A 26,481-nucleotide genomic window follows, 5' to 3' on the forward strand; every position below is an offset into this window, starting at 1 on the left:
CCCCAGTGTAATAGGACGGCAGAGTGCGCATTAAGGGGAGCTGCGCGGGGGGAAGTCTTTCACCTGGCTGCCAGGGAATTGATCGAGCCCGCCAGGCCGCGGGCGCTGGCAGGCAGCAACAAGAGTGGCGGCAGACATGGGCAAGACGCCTGTGGCGCGGCGGCGCAAAGTGAAGCTGCACGCAACGCCGTTTCGATCAGGGACTGGCTGGGGGGCTTGAATGCCGGCTCCTGGACGGCTGTGGCACCTCTACTAAAAAATCCGCTTCTCGAGGATCTGCACCATGTCGATCAATGACCGACTCACCGCGCACTTGAACCGGGGCACGGTGGGATTTCCCACCGCCCTGGCCAGCACCATCGGCCTGATCATGGCCAGCCCGGTGATTCTCACCGCGACCATGGGCTTCGGTATCGGTGGCAGCGCCTTCGCCGTGGCGATGCTGATTGCCGTGGTGATGATGCTGGCCCAGGCGACCACGTTCGCCGAGGCCGCGTCGATCCTGCCCACCACCGGCTCGGTCTATGACTACATCAACTGTGGCATGGGGCGTTTCTTCGCGATCACCGGCACGCTGTCGGCCTACCTGATCGTGCACGTGTTCGCCGGCACCGCCGAGACCATCCTGTCCGGGGTCATGGCGCTGGTGAACTTCGAGCACCTGAACACCCTGGCCGAGTCTGCCGGCGGTTCCTGGTTGCTCGGGGTCGGGTTCGTCATCGTGTTCGGGGTGCTCAACGCGTTCGGCGTCAGTGCGTTCGGCCGAGCCGAGATCATCCTGACCTTCGGCATGTGGACCACGTTGATGGTATTTGGCGTGCTCGGCTTGATCGCGGCGCCAGCGGTGCAACTGGAAGGCTGGTTCGGGGTTTCGCTGGTGGGCACCGACCTGATCACCATCCTCTCGCTGGTGGGCATGGCCATGTTCATGTTCGTGGGCTGCGAGTTCGTCACGCCTCTGGCGCCGGACCTGCGCCACTCGGCCAAGGTCATGCCCAGGGCGATGATCCTCGGCTTGCTGAGCGTCGCCTCGTGCATGTTCATCTACGGCGCGGCGATGAAGCGCCAGGTGGAGAACGTGCTGCTCGATGCCGCCAGCGGCGTGCACCTGCTGGACACGCCCATGGCGATTCCGCGCTTCGCCGAGCAGGTCATGGGGGATATCGGCCCGCTGTGGCTGGGGATCGGCTTCCTGTTTGCCGGCGCGGCGACCATCAACACCCTGATGGCCGGCGTGCCGCGGATTCTCTACGGGATGGCGGTGGACGGCGCATTGCCCAAGGTCTTCACTTACCTGCACCCGCGTTTCAAGACACCCTTGCTGTGCATCCTGGTGGCGGCGTTGATTCCTTGCCTGCATGCGCTGTGGCTCGGTGGCAACACCGACAACATCATGCACCTGGTGCTGGCGGCGGTGTGTGCCTGGAGCTTTGCCTACCTGCTGGTGACGGTGTCGGTGGTGAGCCTGCGCATTCGTCGGCCAGACCTGCCGCGGGCCTATCGCTCGCCGTTCTTTCCGCTGCCACAGATCCTGTCCAGTGTCGGCATCCTCCTGGGCATGTGGTTCATCACGCCGCCCGGCATGAACCCAGCCGACATCTACATCCCGTTCGCGGTGATGCTCGGTGGCACCGCGGCCTACGCCTTGTTCTGGACCCTGGTGGTGCAGAAGGTCAATCCATTCATGCCGGCGTCGGTGGAAGACGTGCTGGCCAAGGAGTTTTCCCATGAGCCAGGGCAACCTGCCGGCGAGTTTATCGACCGTGCTGCAAAGACTGTCTGAGCGCTTGCGCGCCCATCGTGCCCCGGCCGGCTATCGGCCCGGGGTGACCCTGGAACACGTGCGGCGCAACCTCGGGCTGGCGCATTTCGTGTGGTCAGGGCCGACGACGGCTACTGTGGCCAGCGACGACGGCCGGCTGCAACTGGAGATTGTCGAGCGCACCGAATCACAGTGGCTGATGCATCTGGTGATGACCGAATTCGTGTTGCGCGTGCCTGCGTCGATGGAGGGCACGGCGCGCCTGGAGCTGCACCACGGCGGGGCTATTCGCCGCAAGGGTCTGCGCTGTCGCCAGCGGGGTGCCGACCAGGCGCTGGCGGCCCGGTTGCAGGCGGCGGTGACGCACGATCAGGGGTTGTACCAGGCGCTCATGCCGCTGGATTTCAAGCGCCTGCGCATCGACCTGCACGAGCGCCAGTGGTGCGTGCGCCTGGAACACATGGGCGGCAGCGAGGTGGTCAACCGCATGCCGGCCTTTCGGCGCTACATCGCGCTCGGAGGCGAACAACGCGCAGCCTTGCTGGCATCCCTGAGCGGCCTGCAACGGGTATTGGCAAGCCTCTGACCCTGTAGTGCCGTCCTGGCATCAATCCTGCTACTGCTCTGGCGATCAGGTACTTGTTGCGTGCATATAGATAACATGTTAACTATTGCCGCACAAAAACAATAAGCCACTGCGGAGAACGCCATGAGCATGCAACAGGTTGGGCAAGACGGGCTGGAGACCTGGAACCGGGACCTGCGCGCCACGTGTGGGTATTTCGAGACGGAGCTGGCTTTCAATCGTGCCTTGTTTATCGGCCAGGTCTCGAACTTCTGCCGCGGCGGTCTTTCCCTCTCGAACCTGCGCACCAACGCCGGTTCCATCAAGCGCCACTCGCCCAATCCCGACCACGACGACGATCAGGATTGCCTGCTGGTCAGCCAGCGCAGTGGCTATTGCCGCATCACCCAGAACGGCCTGAGCATCCAACTGGCCCCGGCGAGTTGTTACTGATGGATTCGGCGGGCGCGCTGGAGATCAGCCCGTTCGGCCTGATCGAGCATGCCGTGCTGTCCTTGTCTCGGCAGCAGGTGTCGAGGCAGTTGGGCGGGGACACCAGGACCTTCGGCAAGATCTCGTCGAGCAAGGCCTGCGGGCGGATGTTGCACGTGCTGATGGACCAGTTGTGCAAGGACACACCGGACGGCGAAGGCGCGGCGGGCGAGGGCGAGGCCCTGCAGAGTGCGTTCGTGTCCTTGCTGGGCTCGGCGCTGGAGCACACGAGCGATGCCCGTGACGATGGCGCCGCGCTGCAGGGCAGCCATCTGCGCAGCTACGTGCAGAAGGTCATCGACGAATCCCTCAACCAGCCCGGCCTCAGCCCGGTGGGCCTGGCCAACCGCCTGAACATCTCGGTGCGCCATCTGTACCGGTTGTTCGAAGAACAGGACGACAGCGTCTGCCGTTACATCCAGCGAGCCCGGCTCAAGCGCAGCGCCGATGACCTGACCAACCCGTTCCTGCGAGACGAGTCCATCACCTCGATTGCCTACAAATGGGGCTTCACCGACTCGGCCCACTTCAGCCGCTCGTTCAAGAAGCAGTTCGAACTCTCGCCCAAGGACTTTCGCGCAAGCCATCTGCAACAGGCGCAGGGAGTGGCCTGAGACGCAGGAACGGTGCCCGCCGAACCGCCGCCATCGCGGGCAAGCCCGCTCCCACAGTGGCGCTGTGGTGTGTGCGAAATAGCAAGGGATGCTGCTGGACTTGTGGGAGCGGGCTTGCCCGCGAAGGCGGTGGTGCTGTCGTCACCACCGCCCGCTGGATCGCCTCAGACTTCCGGCAATGTCGAACCGCCGTCGACCACCAGGGTCTGGCCCGTCACATAGGCGGCCAGGTCAGAGGCCAGGTATAGCATGGCGCCGGCAATGTCCCCCGGACGACCCAATCGCCCCAGTGGCACGCGCCGAGCGATGTCCTGGTTGAGGTCATCGTCGCCGAGGTTGGCCATGGCCGGGGTCGCGATCATGCCCGGTTCGACACCGTTGACCCGCACCTGCTCGGGCGCCAGCTCCAGTGCCGCGTTGCGTATGAAACCATTGACCCCGGCCTTGGATGCGGCGTAATGGCTCAGCCCCGGGTACGCCACGCGCGGGCCGGTGACCGAGGACGTCACCAGCACACAGCCCTGGCCCTGGCGGCGGAACATCGGCAGCGCCGCCTGGGTCAGCCAGAACAGCGCCGACAGGTTCACCGCCAGGGTGCGTTCCAGCACCGCCGGGGTGATCTGCGCAAAAGGCGTCAACGGGAAGTAGCCGGCGTTGTGCACCAGCACGTCCAGGCGCCCCAGGCGCTCTTGCAGCCCGCCCATCATGGCCGATATCGCCGTGGCGTCCGCGAGGTCCACGCCCACCGCTTGCGCCTGGTAGCCGCCGGCCGTCAGCTCGCTGGCGAGGGCCTCGGCCCGCGCCAGGCCGAGGTCGGCGATCACCACCTGAGCCCCACGCCAGGCGAAGGCTTCGACAATGCCCCGACCAATGCCTTGGGCACCGCCAGTCACCAACACCGTCTTGCCGCTGAAATCCAGGTCATTGGCCATGGGTCACCTCCATGTGGCTGAACGCCAGGGTCGGTACGTCGACGATGCTCGAACCACCGTCGGCCACCAGCGCCACGCCGGTGATGATCGAGGCGTCCCGGGACGCCAGGAAACGACAGGCGAGGGCGATCTCCTCGGCGCTGGCGGGGCGGCGCAACGGCACGTCGGCGCAGACTCGGTCGTAGGCCTGTTGCAGCGTTTCACCGTGGAACTGCATCAGCACCTGCATTTCCTCATCGGCCATCGGCGTGCGGACCCAGCCCGGACAGACCGCGTTGACCCGCACGCCTTGGGGCCCGTAGTCCCGCGCCAGGGAGCGGTTCAGGCCCAGCAGTGCGTGTTTGGCGGTGGTGTAGCCGCACACTTGCGGCCCGGCCGCCAACGACGCGATGGACCCGATCAACACCACGTTGCCGGCACTTTCCTGCAGCAAGGGCAGGCAGGCCCGCGCGCTGTAGAACGCGCTGTCGAGGTTGCTGCGCATGGCTGCGTCCCAGGCTTGCGGGCTGGTTTGGGTGGCGCTGCCCTGGCCCATGCCGCCGGCACAGGCCAACAGCACATCGAGTCGAGCGAAACGCTGGCGGATCTGCGCGATGAAACCGTCCCAGGTCGTCGGGCACGCGGCATCGCCCACCAACACCAGGCCGCCGACTTCCCTGGCAAGGTCTTCCAGGGGCTCGCGGCGTCGGCCGATCAAGACCAGGTTGGCGCCTTCGGCGGCATACAACCGGGCGCAGGCGGCACCGATGCCGGTGCCTGCGCCGGTAATCACCACGGTGCGTGATTCAGGCATCGGGATACTCCGTCTGGTTGAGGACCTGGCAGTAGGAACTGACCGGGAAATTGGAGTATTCATCGAAGGACGCACCGGCGTAGCCGAAAATCTTGCCGTCGCTGCGGTGTTGTTGCAGGTCGATCAGCACCAGGCCGAGGGTCGGGATGATTTTTTCCCGCCAGACGAACAGATACAGCTGGTCGGCGACCTTGTAGGTGTCGCACCGGTCGGTGTCGCACAGGCCTTGTTCCACGCCCTTGAGGCACTGCCAGGCGTAGAACCGGTCATTGAGGTAGATGTGTTCGTAGACTTCGCTTGGGCTGTAGCGATACAGGTTGCGCAGCCCCACCAGCTCGTTGCTCGGTGCGTGCGGGCAGAGGCCCTCTTGCCAGGGCCGGTCGAGGCTGCCGTGGAGGAAGTCGACGCCGACGCTCGTCAGGGGCTTGCCCGCCAGGGCGCGGCCGTAGAGCCCTTCACGGGTTTGCTCTGGCTCGGGCATGCGCCCGATCACGGCGGTGAACGCAGCGTTGGCGGTGTCAAGCACCAGGCTGACCGACAGGGTCTGGCGGCCCTCGCCCTTGAGAAAGTCCACCAGGTACAGGCCCGGGCGAACCGATGTGGCGCGGTAGGGCGCGGTGCCGCTGGAGTGCCCGTCGGCGGCGTGCCAGGACAACGTGTCCTGCTCGAACCGATGCTCGATCTGCCAGCCATTGGCGAAGTTCAGGGTAAAGGTCTTGCCGCTCAGGTCTGCCAGGTTCGGCAGGATGAAGGCGTCGGGGGCAAAGCCATCGGCCAGGGCGCCGACGGTGATCCAGTCTGTAGATGTGCTCATTGCAAGGCTCCGGTTGGGTGTAGTCACCCGCCGGATCATGGGCTCTGGGGCATCTGTGCACTATCAACCGGATGGTTGAACCGTTCAGAGAAACAGCGCGCTGACCAACTCGGTGCGACTGCTGACGCCGACCTTGCGGAACAGGTTGATCAGGTGAGTCTTGATGGTCGGCAAGCCGACGTTCAACTCCCGGGCCAGGTGCTTGTTGCTGACGCCCTCGCGCAGCAGCAGGGCGATCTGGCGCTCCTTGGGCGTCAAGCCGTCCAGGGCATCCGCCTGGGCAGGCAGGTGCGCCACCGCCAGTTGCAACAGGGTTTGCAACGCGCCGAGCTGGGACAACTGCTGAGGCGTGAAGGCGCCTTGTTCGGCGGTGCGCAATAACGAAATGGCGGCTTGCGGCTGGCCGTCCCGACGGGCGAAGACTTCCACCACATCCACTACGCCGTAGCGTTGCAGGAAGCTGCGGTAGCGCTGGCTGTCGCGCACCGGCTGGCGGGTCATCGCCAGGCTCAGCGGCACCACGGCCTGTTCATCGCAGACACAGTTGGACGGTTGCAGCGGATCGAACTGGCGGTAGTTGTCCAGGTAGTCGCGGTGCATCTCGCTACTCATGCCGTGCAGGCTGAAGTCATGGGCTTGCAAGTGGCGGTCGACGCAGTAGAAGGCCGCCCGGCTGGCGGGAATCAACTGGGTGAACGCGTGCAGGCAGTGGCCGGCGATGTCCTGGGTGGGAATGAGGTTCATGGGCGCAACCTTCGCAAGCACATTGCGGTTGAGGGAAGAACGTGAACCCCTAGGGCCAGGGCGTTTTTGTGGCGAGGGAGTTTGCTCCCGAATCGCATAAAAGCGGGGCTGCTTCGCAGCCCAGCGGGAGCAAGCTCCCTCGCCACGGTCACGGTGCTCAGACTACCGCGAAGTAGTGCTTGACGAAACTCTCGCTGACCACTTCCCACAGTACCGGCGTGCCCTTGGTCACGAACCAGCTGTCGCCAGCCTTGTAGCGGGTGCTCTGGCCGGTGGCTTCGTCGGTGAGCACCACTTCGCCGGTGACCACGGTGGCTTGCTCGGCAAACGGATACACCATCCGGAACTTGCCCTGTGTGGTGCCGAAGTAGGCGCTGCTGACGGGATCGGTCGGGGCGCCGAAGGTCATCTTGCCGAAGGCCTTGACTTCGCCTTCGAGGATTTGCGAACCCAGGTCGGCGACGGTACCCCAGGCGTCCAGTTCGGACAGCTGGATGTCTTTCTTGAGGGTGATAAGGGGCATGGCAGTGACTCCTGATGATTGAAATAGAAAGCGGTGTGGTTGTCAGCGACGGCCGTTCCAGTAGCCCGACAGCTGGTGCCAGGACTTGCCGGCAGTCAGCAACAGCGGACGGATGGCGTCCTTGCCGATGATGGTCGGGCGCCTGACGGAACTGACCAGGTCATAACGCGCCGAACCTTCGCTCATGCCTTCGGCCAGGACCTTGCAGATGATGTGGCTCGGCGTGACGCCAAACCCGGAGTAGCCCTGGACGAAGAACGCATTGCGGCGGCCGGGCAGGGTACCGATCTGGGGGAACAGATTCGGGCTGCACGCCATCGGACCGCCCCAGGCGAGGTCGATCTTCACGTCCTTGAGGTACGGGAAAATCTTCAGCATCAGATTCCGGTTCCAGGCCTTGAGGTCCTGGGGAATGTGCTCCACCAGCGGCGTCGCGGCACCGAACAGCAGGCGATTTTCGTTAGTAACGCGGTAATAGTCGATGACCGGGCGGATATCGCTGTAGGCACCGCGAATCGGGCTGATGCGTTGGATCAGCTCGTCCGACAGTGGCTCGGTCATCATCTGGAAGGCGTAGGTGTTGATCGTCGAGCGATGCAGTTCCGGCTCCAGTTTGTTGAGGAAACTGTCGCAGGCCCACAACAGCTTGCTGGCCTTGACCGAGCCGCGCCCGGTGCGCACGGTGATGCGCTCGCCATAACGGACTTCCAGGGCGGGGCTGTTCTCGTAGATCTGCACGCCGTGGCCGGCCAGTGCCTTGGCTTCGCCCAGCAGCAGGTTCAACGAATGCACATGCCCACCGCCCATGTGCAGCAATGCGCTGCCGTAGGCTTTGGAGCCGATGATCTGCTGGACGTCGGAGCCGCCGAGAAAGCGGATCTCGTGCTTGCTGTTGATCGACTTGAAGTCTTTTTCCCAGGCCCGCAGGGTTTTTTCCTGGCGGGCGTTGAAACCCATGTAGCCGTAGCCATGGCAGAAGTCGGCATCGATGGCGTACTTGGCGATGCGGTCCTTGATGATGTCCGCCCCCAGGTCGCTGATCTCGAAGACCTGGCGCAGACCGTCTTCGCCGACGTCCTTCTTGATCTTTTCCAGGTCATGACCGATGCCGGCCATGATCTGCCCGCCGTTGCGCCCGGTGCCGCCGAAACCCAGGTAGCGCGCCTCGAGCACCACGATGTTGGTGATGCCTTTTTCAGCAAGCTCCAGCGCGGTATTGATGCCGGAGAAGCCGCCGCCAATCACCACGACATCGGCTTCCACGTCCTGTTCCAGGGTCGGGAAACTGAGGTTGTACTTCTTGGTGGCTGTGTAATAGGTGGGCGTTTCGATATTGATCATGACGCAACCTGACAAAGTGAAAGGAGACTCCGTGCAAAGCGCTGCACGCGATGCCCCTATTAAGGGCCTAGGCGAGGGTGTTTGTCTTGATCATCCGTGCCGGGGCACTTGACCGAGCGCGCCATCGGCCTGGATCGGCACCATGAAAAGTACAATCTTGGATCTGGAAGGTGCATTTTTCGACGTCTTGCCAATGCCCATACTGGACCGGCCTCAATCATTTGATCCCGCTGTTTTCTGCACCACGAGCCTGCCGTGAGGTGCAAGGCCAGGCGGGATCGGCAGACGCCAATAATAAAAGAGTCCGTCCATGAAAAAGCCAAACCCGTTGCTCGAAGACCTCAAGCCCCTCCTGCCGATCATTGCCGCCAATGCCTTCCAGGCGGAGCAGGACCGTAGCGTTCCTGCCGAGAACATCGCCTTGCTCAAGGGCATCGGCCTGCATCGGGCCTTCCAGCCTAAGGCGTATGGCGGCCTGGAGATTTCCCTGCCGCAGTTTGCCGATTGCATCGCGCTGCTGGCCGGCGCCTGTGCCAGCACGGCCTGGGCCATGAGCCTGTTGTGCACCCACAGCCATCAGTTGGCGATGTTCCCGGCCAAGACCCAGGAAGAAATCTGGGGCGCCGATCCCGATGCCACCGCCAGCAGCAGCATCGCGCCGTTTGGCCGCACCGAGGAAGTCGAGGGCGGCGTGATGTTCAGCGGCGAAATGGGCTGGAGCAGCGGCTGTGACCATGCCGAGTGGGCCATTGTCGGATTTCGCCGCAAGAACGCCGAAGGCACCCAGGACTATTGCTTCGCCGTGTTGCCTCGCCGCGACTATGAGATTCGTGACGACTGGTTCGCCGTGGGCATGCGCGGCAGTGGCAGCAAGACCCTGATCATCACCAACGTGTTCGTGCCGGAGCATCGGATCCAGAAGGCCAAGGACATGATGGAAGGCAAGTCCGGTGGCTTCGGCCTGTACCCCGACAGCAAGATTTTCTACTCGCCGTACCGGCCCTATTTTGCCAGCGGTTTTTCCACGGTCAGCCTGGGCGTGGCCGAGCGCATGCTCGAAGTGTTTCGCGAGAAAACCCGCAACCGTGTGCGGGCCTACACCGGTGCGGCCGTGGGCGCTGCCACCCCGGCGCTGATGCGCCTGGCCGAGTCCACTCACCAGGTGGCGGCGGCGCGGGCTTTTCTCGAAAAAACCTGGCAGGACCACGCCGAGCATGGAGAACGCCACGAGTACCCGAGCCGGGAAACCCTGGCGTTCTGGCGGACCAACCAGGGCTATGCCACCAAGATGTGCATCCAGGCAGTGGACCGGCTGATGGAAGCGGCCGGCGGCGGCGCCTGGTTCGAGTCCAACGAGCTGCAACGGCTGTTTCGCGATGCGCACCTCACCGGTGCCCATGCCTACACCGACTACGACGTCTGCGCGCAGATCCTCGGGCGTGAGCTGATGGGCCTGGAACCCGATCCCAGCATGGTCTGAGTACCTGCCCCAGCGCCGCCCCATAACAACAAATCGAGGCCGTCGCATGAGGCGGCCGGGAGTCTTGCATGTCCAATGATTGCGATACCGCGTTCGATACCCGCGCATTCCGCCGCGCCCTGGGCAATTTTGCCACCGGTGTGACCGTGATCACCGCCGCGACGGAAGATGGCCGAAAGGTCGGCGTGACGGCCAACAGCTTCAATTCGGTGTCCCTGGATCCGCCGCTGATTCTCTGGAGTATCGACAAGCGCTCCAGCAGCCACGGCGTGTTCGAAGCCGCCAGCCACTTTGCGGTGAACGTATTGGCCGCCGACCAGATCGACCTGTCGAACAACTTCGCCCGGCCCAGGGAGGATCGCTTCGCCGAGATCGAATTCGACAACGGCGAGGGCGGGGCGCCGGTGTTTGCCGATTGCGCCGCGCGGTTTCACTGTGAAAAATTCCAGCAGGTGGACGGTGGCGATCACTGGATCATGCTGGGCAAGGTCGTGGCCTTCGACGATTTCGGACGTTCGCCGTTGCTTTATCACCAGGGTGCCTACTCGATGGTCTTGCCCCACACGCGCATGACGCGGCGCGAAGAGGGGCAGGCGCCCAGCAGCCACTTCCAGGGCCGTTTGAGTCACAACCTCTACTACCTGATGACCCAGGCACTGCGGGCCTACCAGGCCAGTTACCAGCCCCGCCAATTGTCCACGGGGCTGCGCACCAGCGAAGCGCGAATGCTGATGGTGCTGGAAAATGACGCCGGGCTGAACCTGGTCGACCTGCAGCGAGAAGTGGCGATGCCGGTGCGCGAGATCGAAGAAGCCGTGGCCAACCTCAAGCGCAAGGGCCTGGTGAGCGATGATGGCGACCGGGTCCGCCTGACCGTCAAGGGCATCGATGAGACCGAAGGGCTCTGGGCCATTGCCAGGGAACAGCAGGACAAGGTGTTCGGCCAGTTCGGCGAGGCCCAGGTGGAGCATTTCAAGGCGGTGCTCAAAGGGGTGATCAAGGGCGCTTGATGCCAGAGCACTGAAAATAGCTACACCCCTGTGGGAGCGGGCTTGCCTGCGATGGTGGTCATTCAGCTTGCGATGATGTTGGCTGTGCCGTCGCCTTCGCGGGCAAGCCCGCTCCCACAAGGTACTTGGGTGTTCAATTGCCCTTGGCACGGACAGCGGGACAGTGGTGATGCTAAGATTTAGTTAACTCATTAACTAATACCCTGGCGAACACTCTCCATGCCCAAGCTGCGCCAATCTTTGACCCTGACCCTGCTACAGGCCCGTGAAGCGGCCATGGGGTTTTTCCGTCCCTCCCTCAATCAACACGGCCTGACCGAACAGCAATGGCGGGTCATCCGCATCCTCAGCCAGCACGCGGAGCTGGAGATCAATCGCCTGGCCGAACTGGCCTGCATCCTCAAGCCCAGCATGACCGGCGTGCTGGTGCGCATGGAGGCTGCGGGCATGGTTGTTCGGCGCAAGGCCGAGCAGGATCAGCGGCGCGTACTGGTGCGCCTGACACCACAAGGGCAGGCGTGCTTCGACTCGATGAGCCACAGCATGGAGGCCAACTACCAGCGCTTGCAGGAGAAACTGGGGGAGGAGAAGTTGCAGACGTTATTGGTGTTGCTGAATGAGTTGAAGGCGGTCAGGCGTTGATAGCTGATAGCTGATAGCTGATAGCTGATAGCTGATAGCTGAGCGAAGTGCTGAAGCCTTTGTGGCGAGGGGATTTATCCCCGCTGGGCTGCGCAGCAGCCCCAAGAGAGTCCAACTCAATCTGCCTGATACATCGGGTGTCAGGCTTTAGGGCTGCTGCGCAGCCCAGCGGGGATAAATCCCCTCGCCACAGGCAGGCTCGACTTAGGTCAGTACACCCCACCCGCCGCAGGCTTTGGCACACCCTTGAACGCCGACGCCAGGCTTTGAAGGCCGCGCATCAGCACGGTCGTGTCCACTCCGACGGCTACGAACGCTGCCCCCAGCTCGATGTAGCGCCGGGCCAGTTTTTCGTCGGCACTGAGGATTCCGGCGGCCTTGCCGGCCTTGCGAATGCGGGCGATGGCGTCTTCGATGGCTGCTTGCACGTCCGGATGCCCCGGATTGCCGCGAAACCCCATGGACGCACTCAGGTCCGCCGGGCCGATGAACACCCCGTCCACGCCGTCCACCGAGGCAATGGCGTCGAGATTGGCCAGACCCTCGCGGCTTTCGATCTGCACCAGCAGGCACATCTGTTCATCGGCCTTGTCCAGGTAACCGGGGATGCTGTTCCAGCGCGACGCGCGAGCCAGCGCGCTGCCGACACCACGCACCCCACTGGGCGGGTAATGGATGGCGCGCACCAGCTCGCGGGCCTGCGCGGCGCTTTCCACCATCGGCACCAGCAGGGTCTGTACGCCGAGGTCGAGCACTTGTTTGATCAGCGCCGTGTCACCCACCACCGGGCGAATCACCGGTTGGCTGGCGTAGGGCGCCACGGCCTGGAGCTGGCCGAGCAGGGTGCGCACGTCGTTGGGCGCGTGTTCACCGTCGATCAGCAGCCAGTCGAAACCGGCATTGGCAGCCAGCTCGGCGCAGTAGGCGTCGGCCAGTCCGAGCCAGAGGCCAATCTGCGCCTCGCCGCTTTTCAGCCGTTGTTTGAACGTGTTGATCGGCATGTCCATGAAGCAGTCCTCGAGCAGTCAGACGAAACGGCAAGCGATGGAGCCAAGCATGTCGTAGTCGACATGGAAGGTATCGCCCGGGTTGGCCGCCACCGGGCGGGTGAAGGAGCCACCGAGGATGATCTGCCCCGGTTGCAGGGTGACGTCATAGGCCGCCAGCTTGTTCGCCAGCCAGGCCACGCCCTTGGCCGGGTGATTGAGCACCGCCGCCGAGACGCCGGACTCTTCGATCACGCCGTTGCGGTAGAGCACCGCCGGCACCTTGCGCAGGTCGATCTCGGTGGGGCGCACCGCACGTCCGCCCATGACCACGCCAGCGTTGGCCGCGTTGTCGGAAATGGTGTCGAAGACTTTGCGGGTGGCCTGGGTCTGCGGGTCGATCTGCTGGATGCGTGCGTCGATGATTTCCAGTGCCGGGATCACCCATTCAGTGGCATCCAGTACGTCGAACACCGTGACGTTCGGGCCTTTCAACGGTTTGCCGAGGATGAACGCCAGTTCGACTTCCACTCGCGGCACGATGAAGCGCGAGAAGGGAATGTCGGTGCCTTCGTCGAAGAACATGTCATCCAGCAGCGCGCCGTAGTCCGGCTCGGTGATGTTCGAGGACACTTGCATGGCCCGGGAGGTCAGGCCGATCTTGTGGCCGACCAGCTTGCGCCCGTCGTTGATTTTCTGCGCCACCCAGGCGCGCTGGATGGCGTAGGCGTCATCGAGGGTGATGGCCGGGTGATCGAGGGAAAACTGGCGCACCTGCTCCCGGGAACGCTCGGCGTGGTCGAGGCGGGCAGCGGCTTGCTGGATGAGGCTTTGATCGAGCATGACAAGGTCTCTATTGAGGATTGACGACGGCGGCCCGGGTGCGCAGCACCAGCAGGCCACCCAGGGTGATGAACAGCGCCAGGACATACAGGGCCAGGCTGGCGCTCTGCGTGGTGTCCCGCATCCAGCCGATGAGGTACGGCGCGAAGAATGAGGCGATGCTGCCAAAGGAACTGATCAGGGCGATTCCGGCGGCCTGGGTGTTGTTGGAGAGAAACGCCGGCGGCAGTTGCCAGAACATCGGCAACGCCGCGCTGGCGCCCATGCCGGCGACAATCAGGCCGCCGAGCACCAGGGTCGGATTGCCGGGAGAGAGCCCGGCGATGGCGATACCGGCTGCCGCCATCAACAACGGTACGCAGAGGTGCCAGCGACGTTCGCGGTGGCGGTCGGAGGAGCGGCCACAACCGATCATGAAGAAGCAACCGGCCAGGTAAGGCACCGCGCTGAGCAGGCCGACCTGGCCTTCGCTGCCGATGCCGGCGCCGTGGATCAGAGTGGGCATCCAGAAAGCCAGGGTGTTCACCGCCAGCATCACGGCGAAGTACACCGCCACCAGCAACCAGACCTGGGGGTTAGCGAGGATCGCCGAAAACGAGGTGATGGATTTTCGCTGTTCCTCCACGCTCAGTTGTTCGCGCAGGTGCTGCTTGGCGTGGGGTGAGAGCCAGCTGACGCTTTGGTAACTGTCGGGCAGGCACTTGAGTACGACCAGGCCCAGGAGGATCACCGGCAGCCCCTCGATGACGAACATCCATTGCCAGCCACGCAGGCCGCCGACATCGTGGAAATGTTCGAGGATCGCCCCCGACAGCGGCCCGCCGATCACGCCCGCCATCGGCACGGCGATGGCGAACAGCGCGGTCACCTGGGCGCGCCGGCGTGCCGGGTACCAGCGGTTGAGGAACACCAGGATCCCCGGGAAGAACCCGGCTTCGGCCACCCCCAGCAGAAAACGCAGCAGGTAGAAACCGGCGGCGCTTTCAATCAGGAACATGCCGGTGGACAAGGCTCCCCAGACCACCATCAGCGTGGCGATCCAGCGGCGCGGGCCGACCCGGTCCAGGGCCATGTTGCTCGGCACGCCGAACAGCGCATAGGCGATGAAGAACAGGCCGGCGCCGAAGCCGTAGACCGTGTCGCTGAACTGCAGGTCGGCGCTCATCTGCATCTTGGCAAAGCCGATGTTGATCCGGTCCAGATGTGCGAACAGGTAGCAGACCAGCAACAACGGCATCAGCCGCCAGGTGATCGTGGCATGGGTGCGGTCGTGCACGACGGAGCCGGCAGTGCCAGCGGGATTGGCTGTGCTCATGATCTTGTACTTTTTGTCCGAGAGGCCGATGGGGGCAAGCGATCGGGCGTGGCTATCCCGCCTGGGCCTTGAGGAAGGCATGGACGTTGTTGGCCTTGAAGTTGAGGTGCTCGTGCAACTCGATCATCTCGAACGACAGGGCCAGCAGACGCTGGGCCTGCAAGTCGGCGAAGTGCGCAGTGATCACCTCGAAGAGTTTCTGCGCGACCTTCTCGCGGGTGGCGAGGTCGCGGCCATGGCCGACTTTCAACGTCATGTGCACGAAGGCGTAGTCGTGCTTGGCGTCGGCCATGCGCCAGGTGTCCAGGCGCAGACCCCGGCTGCGGATGCCGCCGAGGGGGAACACGCCGCTGTCGCCGAGCAGGGCGTGGACCTTTTCAAACAGGCCGGGCAAATCGGCCTGGTGTTCGATGTTGTCGGTGTATTCAGCGATGAAGTGCGGCATGGTCGGTGCTCCTGCGCAGGCGTTTCAAACCGGGAAAATGGCGTTGATCTGGCCGGTGCCCGAGCTGCCGAACGGCTCGGTGATGATTTCGGCCGGCTTGTCGTAGTCCGCTCCGCCGAGCAACCCCAGGAGCATGGCGGTGTCATGCATCTTGCCTTCGCCGAAGCAGTGTTCGGCGTAGTCCGGGAGCATCGCGCAGAACTCCTTCCAGCGGCCTTCGCGCCACATCTGCACCACGTGCAGGTCCACCTGCTTGTCGAACTCACGGGTCCAGTTGTGGATGTTGGCTTCGGCGTTGCGATCATCGGAAAACCGGTGGGACAGCGAACCGGAGGCGAGCACCAGGACCTTGCGGTCGCTCTTCTCGATGGCCCGGCGTACGGCGGCGCCAAAGGTGAAGCTGTCTTGCAGGCGATGCCAGGCGCACCAGGCGGCAATCGACACCACGTTGAGTTTCTGCGCCGGCGGGACGTCCATGTGCATGTAGCGCATGGGCACCAGCGTGCCGTACTCCAGCTCCAGGCTGGGGATGTTGTGGGCCAGGGTGCGGACGTCGGCGGCGTTGGCTTCGGCGGCGATCAACTCGCCCAGTTCCGGGGCGCCCGCGTATTCGTACTCCATGTTCTTGATGAAATGCGGCAGCTCGTTACTGGTGTAGATGCCCTTGAAATGCTCGCCGCTGTTGACGTGGTAGGCGCTGTTGACCAGCCAGTGCACGTCGAACACCACGGCCGTGTCGGCGCCCAGCTCGCGGGCGCGACGGCCGATTTCCTTATGGCCGGCGATCGCGGCCTCGCGGCAACCGTGGTGTTTACCGGGCAGCTCCGACAGGTACATCGAGGGAACGTGGCAGATCTTCGCAGCCAGGACGACTTCGCCCATGATGATTCTCCTGAAAAAGTTGTTCTTGTTGAGTCTTGGGTAATCGGTGAATCACAGCCTGTTCAACTGGACCGCAGCTCTTGTGGCGAGGGGATTTATCCCCGCTGGGCTGCACAGCAGACCTCAAATCAAACACCTCGGTGTGTCAGGTTGATCGAGGTTGACTGATTCAGGGCCGCTTCGCGCCCCAGCGGGGATAAATCCCCTCGCCACAGAGTTAGCCCCCAGCCATGGATTACACGCCCCACCGTGGAATGTGATGACCGCCCATGGAAATACAAACGTTCTTGATCTCGGCAAACACTTCAAAGCTGTACTGTCCACCTTCGCGCCCGGTTCCGGAACCCTTCACGCCGCCGAAAGGCTGGCGCAGGTCGCGCACGTTCTGGCTGTTGATGAACACCATGCCGGCCTCGATGCCATGGGCCAGGCGATGGGCCTTGCCGATGTCCTGGGTCCAGATGTACGACGCCAGGCCGTACTCGGTGTCGTTGGCCAGTTGCAACGCCTGGGCTTCGTCCTTGAACGGGATCAGGCAGACCACCGGGCCGAAGATCTCTTCCTGGGCGATACGCATTTTGTTGTTCACGTCGGCGAACACCGTCGGCTGGATGAACTGGCCGCGACTCAAGTGTGCAGGCAGGTTGGCCGGGCGTTCCAGGCCGCCGGCCAGCAGGGTGGCGCCTTCTTCGAGGCCGATCCTGATGTAGCCGGTGACCTTGTCGTAGTGGGCCTGGGTGATCATCGAGCCGACCTGGGTCTTGGGGTCTTGGGGGTCGCCCACGATCAAGCGTTTGGCACGGGCGGCGAATTCGGCGACGAACTGCGGGTAGACGCTTTCCTGGATGAAGATCCGACTGCCAGCGGTGCAACGTTCGCCGTTGAGCGAGAAAATCGTGAACAGCGCCGCATCAAGGGCCCGCTCCAGGTCCGCGTCTTCGAAAATCAGCACCGGCGATTTGCCGCCCAGCTCCATGGAGTACTTCTTCAGCCCGGCGGTCTGCATGATTTTCTTGCCGGTGGCGGTGCCGCCGGTGAAGGAGATTGCCCGCACATCCGGGTGACGCACCAATGCATCGCCCGCCGTGACGCCGTAGCCCTGGATCACGTTGAGCACACCGTTGGGGATCCCGGCCTCGACGGCCAGTCGCCCCAGTTCATTGGCGGTCAACGGCGACAGCTCGGACATCTTCAGCACAGCGGTGTTGCCCAGGGCCAGGCACGGCGCGGTCTTCCAGGTCGCGGTCATGAACGGCACGTTCCACGGCGACACCAGGCCGCAGACCCCCACCGGCTGGTACAGGGTGTAGTTGAGCATCTGGTCGTCGACCGGGTAGGTGTGGCCGTCCATCCGGGTGCACACTTCGGCGAAGAAATCGAAGTTGTGGGACGCCCGCGGGATCAGCACGTTGCGGGTCTGGTGGATCGGCAAGCCGGTGTCGAGGGTTTCCAGTTCGGCCAGTTTCGGCACGTTCTGCTCGATCAGCTCTCCGAGCTTGCGCATCAACCGGGCGCGTTCCTTGGCGGGCGTGTTGGCCCACTTCGGGAAGGCATCCTTGGCGGCGGCTACGGCCTGAGCGACTTCCTCGGCGCCGCCGCTGGCGACTTCGCCAATGGCTTCGCCGGTGGCCGGGTTGTAGTTGACGAAGACGTCTTTGCTTTCGACCTCACGGCCGTTGATCCAGTGTTTGATCATTGTGCTCAAGCCTCTCTACGGGATGCGAAGAACGCGGCTTCGCTGACAATTCGGTTGACCAGGCGGCCGACGCCTTCCACTTCCACCACCACTTCATCACCGGGCACCACGTCGGCCAGGCCTTCGGGCGTGCCGGTGGCGATCATGTCGCCGGGTTGCAGGGTCATGAAGCTGGACAGGTATTCGATCAGGTACGGGATGTCGAAGATCATGTCCTTGGTGCTGCCTTCCTGGCGCAGCTCACCGTTGATCCAGGTGCGCAGTTTCAGGTCGCTCGGGTCCGGCACGTCGGCGACGTCGACGATCCATGGCCCGACAGGGGTGGTGGCGTCGCGGTTCTTCACCCGCAGGTTGGGGCGGTAGTAGTTTTCCAGGTAGTCGCGGATCGCGTAGTCGTTGCACACGGTGTAGCCGGCCAGGTAATCCAGCGCATTTTCGCGCTTGACGTTACGGGCGGTTTTGCCGATGACCGCCACGAGTTCGCACTCGTAATGCATGTAGGCGACGTTGTCCGGGCGCCAGGTCTTTTGGTTGTGGCCGGTGTAGGTGCCCGGCGACTTGATGAACGCCAGGGGCTCGGTCGGCGGCTTGAAGGCCAGTTCGGCGGCGTGGTCGGCGTAGTTCAGGCCCAGGGCGAACATGTTGCCGGTGGCCGGCGGCAGCCACTCGACCTGGTCTTCGCCCAGCAGGCGACCGTCGAGCAAGCGCACGGCATTGCCGGCTTCAACGGTGACGGCGTGGACCTGGCCTTCAAAACGAATGCGCGCGTGTTTCATGAAACGGCTCCTGGCTGCTCGGCCACGACGGTATTGACGAGACGGCCCACGCCGTTGATGTGCACTTCGACGCGGTCGCCAGGCAACACGTCGACCCGGCCCTCGGGCGTGCCGGTGATCAACACGTCGCCGGCGTGCAGGGTCATGAACTCGCTGATCTCGGCAATCAGTTGGGGGATGTTGCGAACGAAGTTGGCCGTGCTGTTTTGCTGGCGTGCCTCGCCGTTGACGTACAGCGTGATCGCCAGGCTGTGGGGATCTGCGAGGTTGGCGGTCGGCACCAGTTCCGGCCCGATGGCGCACGAGCCATCCCGGCACTTGGCCTTGACGGCGGGGCGGTAGTAGCTGTCTTCCGGCAGGCTGAATTCGTTGACGACGGTGTAGCCGGCCACGTAGCCCAGCGCCTCGGCGGCGCTGACGCGGCTGGCCGACTTGCCCATCACCACGCCCAGGGCCGGCCCTGGTTGCAGCCGCTCGCCGTGGCCGGGATGGACCACATCGGCGTCGTGTCGATTACGGGTGTTGGGCGTCTTGATGAACAGCACCGGCTTGACCGGCGGTTTCTGGTAGGGCGGCTGCTCGAACTCGGCGAGGTGCTGTTTCAGCAGCCCCTGATAGTTCAGCGCGACCCCGAACAGGGTGCCGTTAGCGACGTCATGCAGGGCACGGCTCATGCTTGTCTCCTGGCGGTGCAGAGGGATGAGGGCTCTGCGTTATTGTTAATGTGTTAACAGTTATAATTAAGATGTTAACTATCGTCAAGCGTGGCAGAATGACCGGGCGCTGGATGACCCTCCGGATTCGTTGCAGGATGGGGCTCGGCGACGCTTGAATCAGAATAAAAACGAGTACTGCGTGATGACCGATCGTCAACCGATCCCCAACATCAACATCGGCCAGGTGTACGACCAGCGCTACAGCGATGCCGAGGTGCATTACGACCGGCTCGCCAACCTCGCGGACTTTTTCGGTCGCAACATGCCGGTGCACCGCCACGACCGCTTCTTCCAGGTGCACTACGTCAAGAGCGGCACCGTGCGGGTGTATCTCGACGACCAGCAATACGTCGAATCGGGCCCGATGTTCTTTCTCACGCCGCCCACCATCGCGCATGCCTTCGTGACCGAGGCCGACAGTGACGGGCATGTGCTGACGGTGCGCCAGCAGTTGGTGTGGCAGTTGATCGACGCCGATCCGAGCCTGGCGCCGGCCGGTGTGCAACTGCCGGCGGCCTGCGTGGCGCTGGCGCAACTGGGGCCGGAGTTGGCGGGGGAGGTGGGACGGCTGGAGTACCTGTTCGAGCAACTGAGCGAGGAGGTGGCGGCCGCGCGGCCAGGGCGCAACGTGGCCCTGGACGGATTGACACGGCTGATCATGATCAGCCTGCTGCGCTTGTGTACCAACTCCCTGAAAGCCCGGCCGGCGCGGCATGAAGACCTGAAGATCTTCCACCGCTTCAACGAGCTGATCGAAGCCCACTACCTGCAGCATTGGCCGCTGTCGCGCTATGCCGAGGGCATCGGGGTGACCGAGGCGCGCCTCAACGACGTGTGCCGGCGCATCGCCGACCTGCCTTCCAAGCGGTTGATCATGGAGCGCTTGATGCAGGAGGCCAAGCGTCTGCTGCTGTTTACCGGCAGTTCGGCCAATGAAATCTGCTACCAGCTTGGCTTCAAGGATCCGGCCTATTTCAGCCGGTTTTTCCAGCGTTATGCCCAGCTCACGCCGGGCGAGTATCGCCAACGACAGTCGGGGTTGCGCTGAACTTCCCTGCGATTGAACACGTGCTTATGTGGCGAGGGAGCTTGCTTGCGCTGGGGTGAGCAGTAGCCCGAGGCTTTTGACGATTGCTGCGCAATCGAGCGGGAGCAAGCTCCCTCGCCACAGGTCTCTTGCAGCGCCTTGCCTGCGCCACTAAGCTGCCCGTTCGCCCACCCAAGCAGTTCGAACATGGCCAACCCCAGACCCTCCCTGACGCTGACCCTGTTGCAAGCCCGTGAAGCCGCCATGGCTTTTTTCCGTCCCGCGTTGAACCAGCATGACCTCACCGAGCAGCAATGGCGGGTGATCCGCATCCTGCACCAGCAAGGCGAACTGGAAAGCCACCAGCTTGCCCAGCAGGCCTGCATCCTCAAGCCGAGCATGACCGGTGTGCTCAGCCGCCTGGAGCGCGATGGCCTGGTGCGCCGGCAGAAATCCAGCCAGGATCAGCGTCGGGTGTTCGTGGCCCTCACCGAACGCGGCGAGCAGTGCTTCGAGTCGATGAGCGAAGGCATGGAAGGCAACTACCGCCGGATCGAAGCGCAGTTCGGCGAGCAAAAGATGCAGCAACTGCTGGGGCTGCTCAATGAATTGAAGAACATCAAGCCGTAGGCCGCCCCACAACCCTCCATGGCAAAGGGGGTCAAACCCTGTGGGAGCGAGCTTGCTCGCGAAGGCGGTGGACCCGTCTGCAACTTTGCCGGGCTGGCTGGCGTCTTCGCGAGCTCGCTCCCACAGGGTTTCAATGCGGCGTCGCCGTCACTGAGCGGCGGGAACCGCCAGCCACTGGCCGATCACTTTTTGATAGCTGCCGTTCGCCTTGCTCAGGTGCAGCCACTGGTCGACGTACATCTTCCAGGTGCTGTCGTCACGCGGCAGCAGGTAGGCCTTCTCGCCATACTGCAGGTAGTGGGTCGGGTTGACGGCACACAGGCCGGGCTTGAGTTTCTGCTGGTAGAGCGCCTCCGAGGCGTCGGTGATCATCACGTCGGCGCGCTTGTCCAGCAGTTCCTGGAAGATGGTCACGTTGTCGTGGAAGGCGAGTTGGCCCTTGGGTACGAAGGCGCGGACGAAGGCTTCGTTGGTGCCACCGGCCGGCTCCACCAGGCGTACCGAGGGTTGGTTGATCTGTTCGAGGGTCTGGTAGCGCGACTGGTCTTCGCAGCGCACCAGCGGGATCTTGCCATCCACGTCCAGGGTGTTACTGAAGTAGGCTTTCTTCTGGCGTTCCAGGGTCACCGAGATCCCGCCCATGCCGATGTCGCACTTGCCCGCCAGCATGTCCGGCATCAGGGTTTTCCAGGTGGTCTGGACCCATTGCACCTTGACGCCCAGGCTCGCGGCCAGCGAACGCGCCATGTCGATGTCGATCCCTTCGTAGTCGCCGCTTTCAGCCTTGTAGGTGTAGGGCTTGTAGTCGCCAGTGGTGCACACCTTGAGCTCGCCGCGTTGCAGGACCTCGTCCAGGTGAGAGGCGCCAGGCTCGGCCAGGGCATTGCCACACAAGGCCAGCAGGCCGCAGAACGTCATCGTGCTTGTTATGGTTTTCATGGGGATGGGACGTCTCGCAAGGGAAGGGGACAAGACGGGCCAGTGTAGTAAAAGTGTCTGTGGGTTGTCTCTGTGTGGCGGCCTTTTGTCAGCGTGAAACGATCCCGTGGTCGATCGCGTATTTCACCAATGCCGCGGGTTTATCGATGTTGAGCTTGCGGCGGATGCTCAGGCGATGGGTCTCGACGGTACGCACGCTGATGTCCAGCTCGCGGGCCATTTCCTTGTTGTTCAAGCCCTCGACCATCTTGCGCAGCACCTGGCTTTCCCGTGGGGTCAGTTCGTTATCGGTGTTCGGGTCGGTGGCCAGGCGTTGGGCGATTTCGGCGCTGTAGAAGGTGCCGCCGCCGATGATCGCCTCGATCGCCGCGACGATCTCCCGCGAGGGCGCGTTCTTGAGCACGTAGCCGCTGGCACCGCAGCGCACTGACTCGCTCACGTATTCATGGTTGTCGTACATGCTGAGGATGAGGATCTTCAGGCTCGGGTATTGCTTGCCCAGCAGCCGGGTCAGCTCAAGGCCGTTCATGTCCTTGAGGCTGATGTCCATCAGCAGCAGGTCCGGTGTGCAGCGGCCCACCATTTCGATCGCCTGTGCGCCGTTCTCGGCTTCGCCGACCACGTTCAGCCGTGGCATGACGGACAGCAGCGCCCGGATGCCATCGCGCACCAGTGAGTGATCATCGACCAGCGCGACGCGGATCGCAGGCGGCAGGTTCATCGACAAGGGGGGCTTGGGATCAGGGGTCATCAGCTTTACGTGGCCGCCATGTTCATGGGCAAAAGGATGTCCAGCTCGCTGCGCCCCGGTTCGGAGGTGACTTCCAGGCGTCCACCGAAGTGTTCGACCCGTTCGCGGATATTGCGCAGGCCGATGCCGGCGTGCCCCCGCTCGACCTGTGGCACGTTGAAGCCCATGCCATCATCCACCACCGTCAGGCGCAAGGACTCGGCGGAGCCGAACAGGCTGATGCCGACGCTTTTCGCCCCGGCGTGACGCTCGATGTTGGTGAGCGCTTCCTGGGCAATGCGGAACAGCGAGACCGGTGCGCCGTTTTCCAGCCGGCAATCGAACTCATTGGTGCGGTAGGACACCTCCAGCCCGCTGCGCTGCTGGAACTCGGAGGCGAGTTGGCCGATGGCGGCGGGCAGGCCCAGGGTATCGAGCAGGGAAGAGCGTAGGTCATGGGAGATGCTGCGGATCTCGCCGATGGCTTCGCCCAAGCGGTCTGTCGCATTCTTGAGAATGCCCAGGCCGTTTTCCTGGCCGTTTTCCAGCACATGGCTGGCCAGTTCGAACTGGAACTTGATCGACACCAGCAGTTGGCTGATGCCGTCGTGCAACTCACGGGACACTCGCGAGCGTTCCTCTTCCTGCAGGCTGACGATGCGCTGGTTCAGGCGCTGCAGTTTCTTGTCGGCCAGGCGGTGCTCGCTGACGTTGAGGGTCATGCCACCGGCGAACACCAGCAACACGGCCACCAGGGCGATGGCGGCGATGGCCTGCATGGTGGTGTGGATGCCTTGGGCGACTTCGGCGCGAGCCTGCTGGGTGGCGCGCTCGACGTCTTCGAGGTAGATCCCGGTGCCGAGCATCCATCCCCAGCGGTCCAGCATGACCACGTAGGCCAGTTTTTCAGTGACCTGGCCGGAGGAGGGCTTGTTCCAGGCATAACGCTGGAAGCCCTCGCCGGACTGGGCGCTCTTGAGCAGCGCCTGGATCACCGGCAGGCCATGAGGGTCCTTCATGTCCCACAGGTCTCGCCCCACCAACTCCGACTGGCGCGCGTGCATGAGGCTGCGGCCCTGGCGGTCGTACACGAAGAAATAACCGTTGATGCCGAAGCTCAGCTTGCGCAGTTCTTCCAGCACTTGCTGCTGTGCACGTTCGTCGCCCTGGCCGTCGTTGTACAACGGGGCGATCAGGCTTTGTGCCATTTCCACGTAGTTTTTCAGCTCGGCGCGCTTGCTGGCCAGGATGCTGTCTTCGATGAGCTGTGCCTGTTGGTCGCCCAACTGGCGGTTGAGCGAGATCACCAGGGCGCAGATAACAGCGATCGCCAGGACCAGCGGCAGGATTCCGAGGGCGACGATTTTGTGTTTGAGCAGCATCTGGACTCCTGTCAGGGCCTGACGAGGGGAGGTGGATGCTCGGCATCATATGCCAAACCTTCCCCCGAATAGGAGAGGTAACCTGCGCTGGACATCGAATCCGTAGGCACTCAGCGACATTGTGGGAGCGGGCTTGCTCGCGAATGCGGTGGATCAGCGACATCTGCTTTAACTGACACACCGCCTTCGCGAGCAAGCCCGCTCCCACAGGGGCGGTCTACGTAGTACTACGGATTTATTTATTGACGGCCTACGGGGATATTGGGCCGGCTCCGAATAGCGGGGCACATTATAAAAACAATCGCCGCAGTCCACTGGACCTCGGCAGGAGACACGCAATGACAACCCGTCTGGTTAAACACCTCGCCTGGTTTGCCGTGGCTGTTCTGGGAGCCTGTGCGTTGAGTGTCGTGGCCTTGCGCCGCGGCGAAGCCATCAACGCCCTCTGGATCGTCGTCGCAGCCGTGGCCATCTACCTGGTCGCCTACCGCTACTACAGCCTCTTCATCGCCAACAACGTGATGCAACTCGATGCGCGCCGGGCCACGCCTGCCGTGCTCAACAACGATGGCCTGGACTTCGTCCCGACCAACAAGCACATCCTCTTCGGTCACCACTTCGCCGCCATTGCCGGCGCGGGGCCGCTGGTCGGGCCAGTGCTGGCCGCGCAGATGGGCTACCTGCCCGGCACGCTCTGGCTGATCGCCGGCGTGGTGCTGGCCGGGGCCGTGCAGGACTTCATGGTCCTGTTCCTGTCCACCCGCCGCAACGGGCGCTCCCTGGGGGACATGGTCCGCGAGGAAATGGGCCGCATTCCCGGCACCATCGCGCTGTTCGGCTGCTTCCTGATCATGATCATCATCCTCGCGGTGCTGGCGCTGATCGTGGTCAAGGCCCTGGCCGAGAGCCCGTGGGGGATCTTCACGGTGATGGCGACCATCCCGATCGCGATGTTCATGGGCCTTTACATGCGCTACATCCGCCCGGGCCGCATCGGCGAAATCTCGCTGATCGGCGTGCTGTTGCTGCTGGGGTCGATCTGGCTCGGCGGGCAGATCGCCGCCGACCCAGTCTGGGCCAAGGCCTTCACCTTCACCGGGATCCAGATCACCTGGATGCTGATCGGCTACGGCTTTGTCGCCGCCGTGCTGCCGGTGTGGCTGATCCTGGCACCGCGGGACTACCTGTCGACTTTCCTCAAGATCGGCACCATCGTCGCCCTGGCGATCGGCATCCTGGTCACCATGCCCGAGCTGAAAATGCCGGCGCTGACCCAGTTCACCAATGGCCTGGGCCCGGTGTGGAAGGGCGGTCTGTTCCCGTTCCTGTTCATCACCATCGCCTGTGGCGCGGTCTCGGGTTTCCACGCGCTGATTTCCTCGGGCACCACGCCCAAGCTGCTGGATAACGAAACCAACGCCCGCTACATCGGCTACGGCGGCATGCTCATGGAGTCCTTCGTGGCGATCATGGCGATGGTTGCCGCGTCGGTGATCGAGCCGGGCGTGTACTTTGCCATGAACAGCCCGGCGGCCATCGTCGGCGGCGACGTGGTGGCCGTGGCGCAGACCGTCAGCAGTTGGGGCTTCGCCATCACTCCGGACGCCCTGCAGGCCGTGGCCAAGGACATCGGCGAGACCACCATCCTGGCCCGTGCCGGCGGCGCGCCGACCCTGGCGGTGGGCATCGCGCAGATCCTGCACTCGGTGCTGCCGGGTGAGAACACCATGGCGTTCTGGTACCACTTCGCGATTCTGTTCGAAGCGCTGTTCATCCTCACCGCGGTGGACGCCGGCACCCGTGCCGGGCGCTTCATGCTGCAGGACCTGCTGGGCTCGTTCGTGCCGGCCCTCAAGCGCACCGAATCCTGGACCGCCAACCTGATCGCCACCGCCGGTTGCGTGGCGCTGTGGGGTTACCTGCTGTATCAGGGCGTGATCGATCCGCTGGGCGGCATCAACACCTTGTGGCCGCTGTTCGGCATCTCCAACCAGATGCTGGCCGGTATCGCGCTGATGCTCGCCACCGTGGTGCTGATCAAGATGAAGCGCCAGCGCTACGTCTGGGTCACGCTGCTGCCGGCGACCTGGCTGCTGATCTGCACCACCACCGCGGGCCTGATCAAGCTGTTCGACGCCAACCCGGCGATCGGCTTCCTGGCCCTGGCGCGCAAATACAACGAGGCGCTGGCCGCCGGGCAAGTCCTGGCCCCGGCCAAGAGCATCGAGCAGATGCAGCACGTGGTGTTCAATGCCTACACCAACGCGACGTTGACGGCACTGTTCCTGTTCGTGGTCTTCAGCATCCTGTTCTACGCGCTCAAGGTCGGCATCGCCGCCTGGGGCACGAAGGAACGCACGGACAAGGAAGCGCCTTTCCAACCGCTGCCGGACGCCTGAAAC

Annotated in this window: 25 protein-coding genes and 1 pseudogene; 9 read left to right on the forward strand and 17 right to left on the reverse strand. The window is 63.5% G+C overall.

Annotation, left to right across the window (positions count from 1 at the left end):
- Positions 1–283 precede the first annotated feature (283 nt).
- From KI241_RS11900 to feaR, 3 genes and pseudogenes are all read left to right on the forward strand, one after another.
- A complete protein-coding gene (locus KI241_RS11900) occupies positions 284–1,783 on the forward strand; it encodes an APC family permease (protein WP_042728390.1) in 1,500 nt (499 codons plus the stop codon).
- Positions 1,728–2,348 (forward strand): DUF3156 family protein, encoded by a 621-nt coding sequence (locus KI241_RS11905; protein WP_083454137.1) that lies wholly within the window; start codon positions 1,728–1,730, stop codon positions 2,346–2,348. Before KI241_RS11900 ends, KI241_RS11905 begins: the two co-directional genes overlap by 56 nt.
- A gap of 123 nt (positions 2,349–2,471) precedes the next feature.
- A pseudogene (gene feaR, locus KI241_RS11910) lies at positions 2,472–3,433 on the forward strand (transcriptional regulator FeaR).
- Positions 3,434–3,597: 164 nt separating this feature from the next.
- Here the strand turns inward: feaR and KI241_RS11915 are convergent.
- The 6 genes from KI241_RS11915 to KI241_RS11940 all read right to left on the reverse strand — a co-directional run bounded on the left by KI241_RS11915 (position 3,598) and on the right by KI241_RS11940 (position 8,580).
- Positions 3,598–4,365, reverse strand: a complete 768-nt coding sequence (locus KI241_RS11915) for an SDR family oxidoreductase (protein ID WP_212803743.1) — start codon at positions 4,363–4,365, stop codon at positions 3,598–3,600.
- Complete coding sequence (locus KI241_RS11920; RefSeq protein ID WP_042728393.1) at positions 4,355–5,158, reverse strand: SDR family oxidoreductase; 804 nt, start codon at positions 5,156–5,158, stop codon at positions 4,355–4,357. The genes KI241_RS11915 and KI241_RS11920 overlap by 11 nt, the downstream gene beginning before the upstream one ends.
- A complete protein-coding gene (locus KI241_RS11925) occupies positions 5,151–5,972 on the reverse strand; it encodes a molybdenum cofactor biosynthesis F family protein (RefSeq protein ID WP_212803744.1) in 822 nt (273 codons plus the stop codon). The genes KI241_RS11920 and KI241_RS11925 overlap by 8 nt, the downstream gene beginning before the upstream one ends.
- A gap of 84 nt (positions 5,973–6,056) precedes the next feature.
- Positions 6,057–6,716, reverse strand: coding sequence for a LuxR C-terminal-related transcriptional regulator (locus KI241_RS11930; protein ID WP_212803745.1), 660 nt, complete (start codon positions 6,714–6,716; stop codon positions 6,057–6,059).
- 157 nt (positions 6,717–6,873) lie between these two features.
- Entirely contained in the window at positions 6,874–7,239 is a 366-nt protein-coding gene (locus tag KI241_RS11935) for a cupin domain-containing protein (protein WP_047738093.1), read from the reverse strand.
- Positions 7,240–7,281: 42 nt separating this feature from the next.
- Complete coding sequence (locus KI241_RS11940) at positions 7,282–8,580, reverse strand: FAD-binding oxidoreductase (protein WP_042732511.1); 1,299 nt, start codon at positions 8,578–8,580, stop codon at positions 7,282–7,284.
- Positions 8,581–8,890: 310 nt separating this feature from the next.
- Between KI241_RS11940 and KI241_RS11945 the strand changes: the two genes are divergently transcribed.
- The 3 genes from KI241_RS11945 to hpaR (KI241_RS11955) all read left to right on the forward strand — a co-directional run bounded on the left by KI241_RS11945 (position 8,891) and on the right by hpaR (KI241_RS11955) (position 11,712).
- A complete protein-coding gene (locus KI241_RS11945; protein ID WP_042732512.1) occupies positions 8,891–10,060 on the forward strand; it encodes a p-hydroxyphenylacetate 3-hydroxylase oxygenase component in 1,170 nt (389 codons plus the stop codon).
- Positions 10,061–10,128: 68 nt separating this feature from the next.
- A complete protein-coding gene (locus KI241_RS11950; RefSeq protein WP_212803746.1) occupies positions 10,129–11,070 on the forward strand; it encodes a p-hydroxyphenylacetate 3-hydroxylase reductase component in 942 nt (313 codons plus the stop codon).
- Between the two features lie 219 nt (positions 11,071–11,289).
- Complete coding sequence (gene hpaR / locus KI241_RS11955; protein ID WP_042732514.1) at positions 11,290–11,712, forward strand: homoprotocatechuate degradation operon regulator HpaR; 423 nt, start codon at positions 11,290–11,292, stop codon at positions 11,710–11,712.
- Between the two features lie 209 nt (positions 11,713–11,921).
- Here hpaR (KI241_RS11955) and hpaI read toward each other — a convergent pair whose 3' ends face one another.
- From hpaI to KI241_RS11995, 8 genes are all read right to left on the reverse strand, one after another.
- On the reverse strand, positions 11,922–12,719 hold the full coding sequence (gene hpaI, locus KI241_RS11960; RefSeq protein WP_042732635.1) for a 4-hydroxy-2-oxoheptanedioate aldolase: 798 nt from the start codon (positions 12,717–12,719) through the stop codon (positions 11,922–11,924).
- 18 nt (positions 12,720–12,737) lie between these two features.
- A complete protein-coding gene (gene hpaH, locus KI241_RS11965; protein ID WP_042732636.1) occupies positions 12,738–13,541 on the reverse strand; it encodes a 2-oxo-hept-4-ene-1,7-dioate hydratase in 804 nt (267 codons plus the stop codon).
- A gap of 10 nt (positions 13,542–13,551) precedes the next feature.
- Positions 13,552–14,856: an MFS transporter gene (locus tag KI241_RS11970; protein ID WP_047738101.1), complete on the reverse strand. Its 1,305-nt coding sequence runs from the start codon at positions 14,854–14,856 to the stop codon at positions 13,552–13,554.
- 52 nt (positions 14,857–14,908) lie between these two features.
- Positions 14,909–15,301 (reverse strand): 5-carboxymethyl-2-hydroxymuconate isomerase, encoded by a 393-nt coding sequence (locus KI241_RS11975; protein ID WP_212803747.1) that lies wholly within the window; start codon positions 15,299–15,301, stop codon positions 14,909–14,911.
- A 24-nt stretch (positions 15,302–15,325) separates the two neighbouring features.
- A complete protein-coding gene (gene hpaD, locus KI241_RS11980; RefSeq protein WP_042732639.1) occupies positions 15,326–16,183 on the reverse strand; it encodes a 3,4-dihydroxyphenylacetate 2,3-dioxygenase in 858 nt (285 codons plus the stop codon).
- 235 nt (positions 16,184–16,418) lie between these two features.
- A complete protein-coding gene (gene hpaE, locus KI241_RS11985) occupies positions 16,419–17,879 on the reverse strand; it encodes a 5-carboxymethyl-2-hydroxymuconate semialdehyde dehydrogenase (protein WP_042731936.1) in 1,461 nt (486 codons plus the stop codon).
- Positions 17,880–17,884: 5 nt separating this feature from the next.
- On the reverse strand, positions 17,885–18,655 hold the full coding sequence (locus KI241_RS11990; RefSeq protein ID WP_123578145.1) for a fumarylacetoacetate hydrolase family protein: 771 nt from the start codon (positions 18,653–18,655) through the stop codon (positions 17,885–17,887).
- A complete protein-coding gene (locus KI241_RS11995) occupies positions 18,652–19,329 on the reverse strand; it encodes a fumarylacetoacetate hydrolase family protein (RefSeq protein ID WP_123578146.1) in 678 nt (225 codons plus the stop codon). Before KI241_RS11995 ends, KI241_RS11990 begins: the two co-directional genes overlap by 4 nt.
- A 184-nt stretch (positions 19,330–19,513) precedes the next feature.
- On the opposite strand from KI241_RS11995, the gene hpaA reads away from it, so the two are divergent.
- Positions 19,514–20,419, forward strand: a complete 906-nt coding sequence (gene hpaA / locus KI241_RS12000) for a 4-hydroxyphenylacetate catabolism regulatory protein HpaA (protein WP_212803748.1) — start codon at positions 19,514–19,516, stop codon at positions 20,417–20,419.
- Positions 20,420–20,605: 186 nt separating this feature from the next.
- Complete coding sequence (hpaR, locus tag KI241_RS12005; protein WP_042731932.1) at positions 20,606–21,028, forward strand: homoprotocatechuate degradation operon regulator HpaR; 423 nt, start codon at positions 20,606–20,608, stop codon at positions 21,026–21,028.
- A 147-nt stretch (positions 21,029–21,175) separates the two neighbouring features.
- On the opposite strand, the gene KI241_RS12010 is transcribed toward hpaR (KI241_RS12005), so the two are convergent.
- The 3 genes from KI241_RS12010 to KI241_RS12020 form a co-directional block, all read right to left on the reverse strand.
- Positions 21,176–21,967 (reverse strand): transporter substrate-binding domain-containing protein, encoded by a 792-nt coding sequence (locus KI241_RS12010; protein WP_042731931.1) that lies wholly within the window; start codon positions 21,965–21,967, stop codon positions 21,176–21,178.
- A gap of 88 nt (positions 21,968–22,055) precedes the next feature.
- Complete coding sequence (locus KI241_RS12015) at positions 22,056–22,688, reverse strand: response regulator transcription factor (RefSeq protein ID WP_042731937.1); 633 nt, start codon at positions 22,686–22,688, stop codon at positions 22,056–22,058.
- 35 nt (positions 22,689–22,723) lie between these two features.
- Positions 22,724–24,079, reverse strand: a complete 1,356-nt coding sequence (locus KI241_RS12020; RefSeq protein ID WP_042731930.1) for a cache domain-containing protein — start codon at positions 24,077–24,079, stop codon at positions 22,724–22,726.
- 338 nt (positions 24,080–24,417) lie between these two features.
- Here KI241_RS12020 and KI241_RS12025 point away from each other — a divergent pair, with 338 nt between their 5' ends.
- The gene (locus tag KI241_RS12025; protein ID WP_212803749.1) at positions 24,418–26,478 is read left to right on the forward strand and encodes a carbon starvation CstA family protein; all 2,061 of its coding nucleotides are present in this window, start codon (positions 24,418–24,420) and stop codon (positions 26,476–26,478) included.
- Positions 26,479–26,481: the final 3 nt, after the last annotated feature.

This window comes from Pseudomonas sp. Cab53 (assembly GCF_018325965.1).
GTDB lineage: Bacteria > Pseudomonadota > Gammaproteobacteria > Pseudomonadales > Pseudomonadaceae > Aquipseudomonas > Aquipseudomonas chlororaphis_E.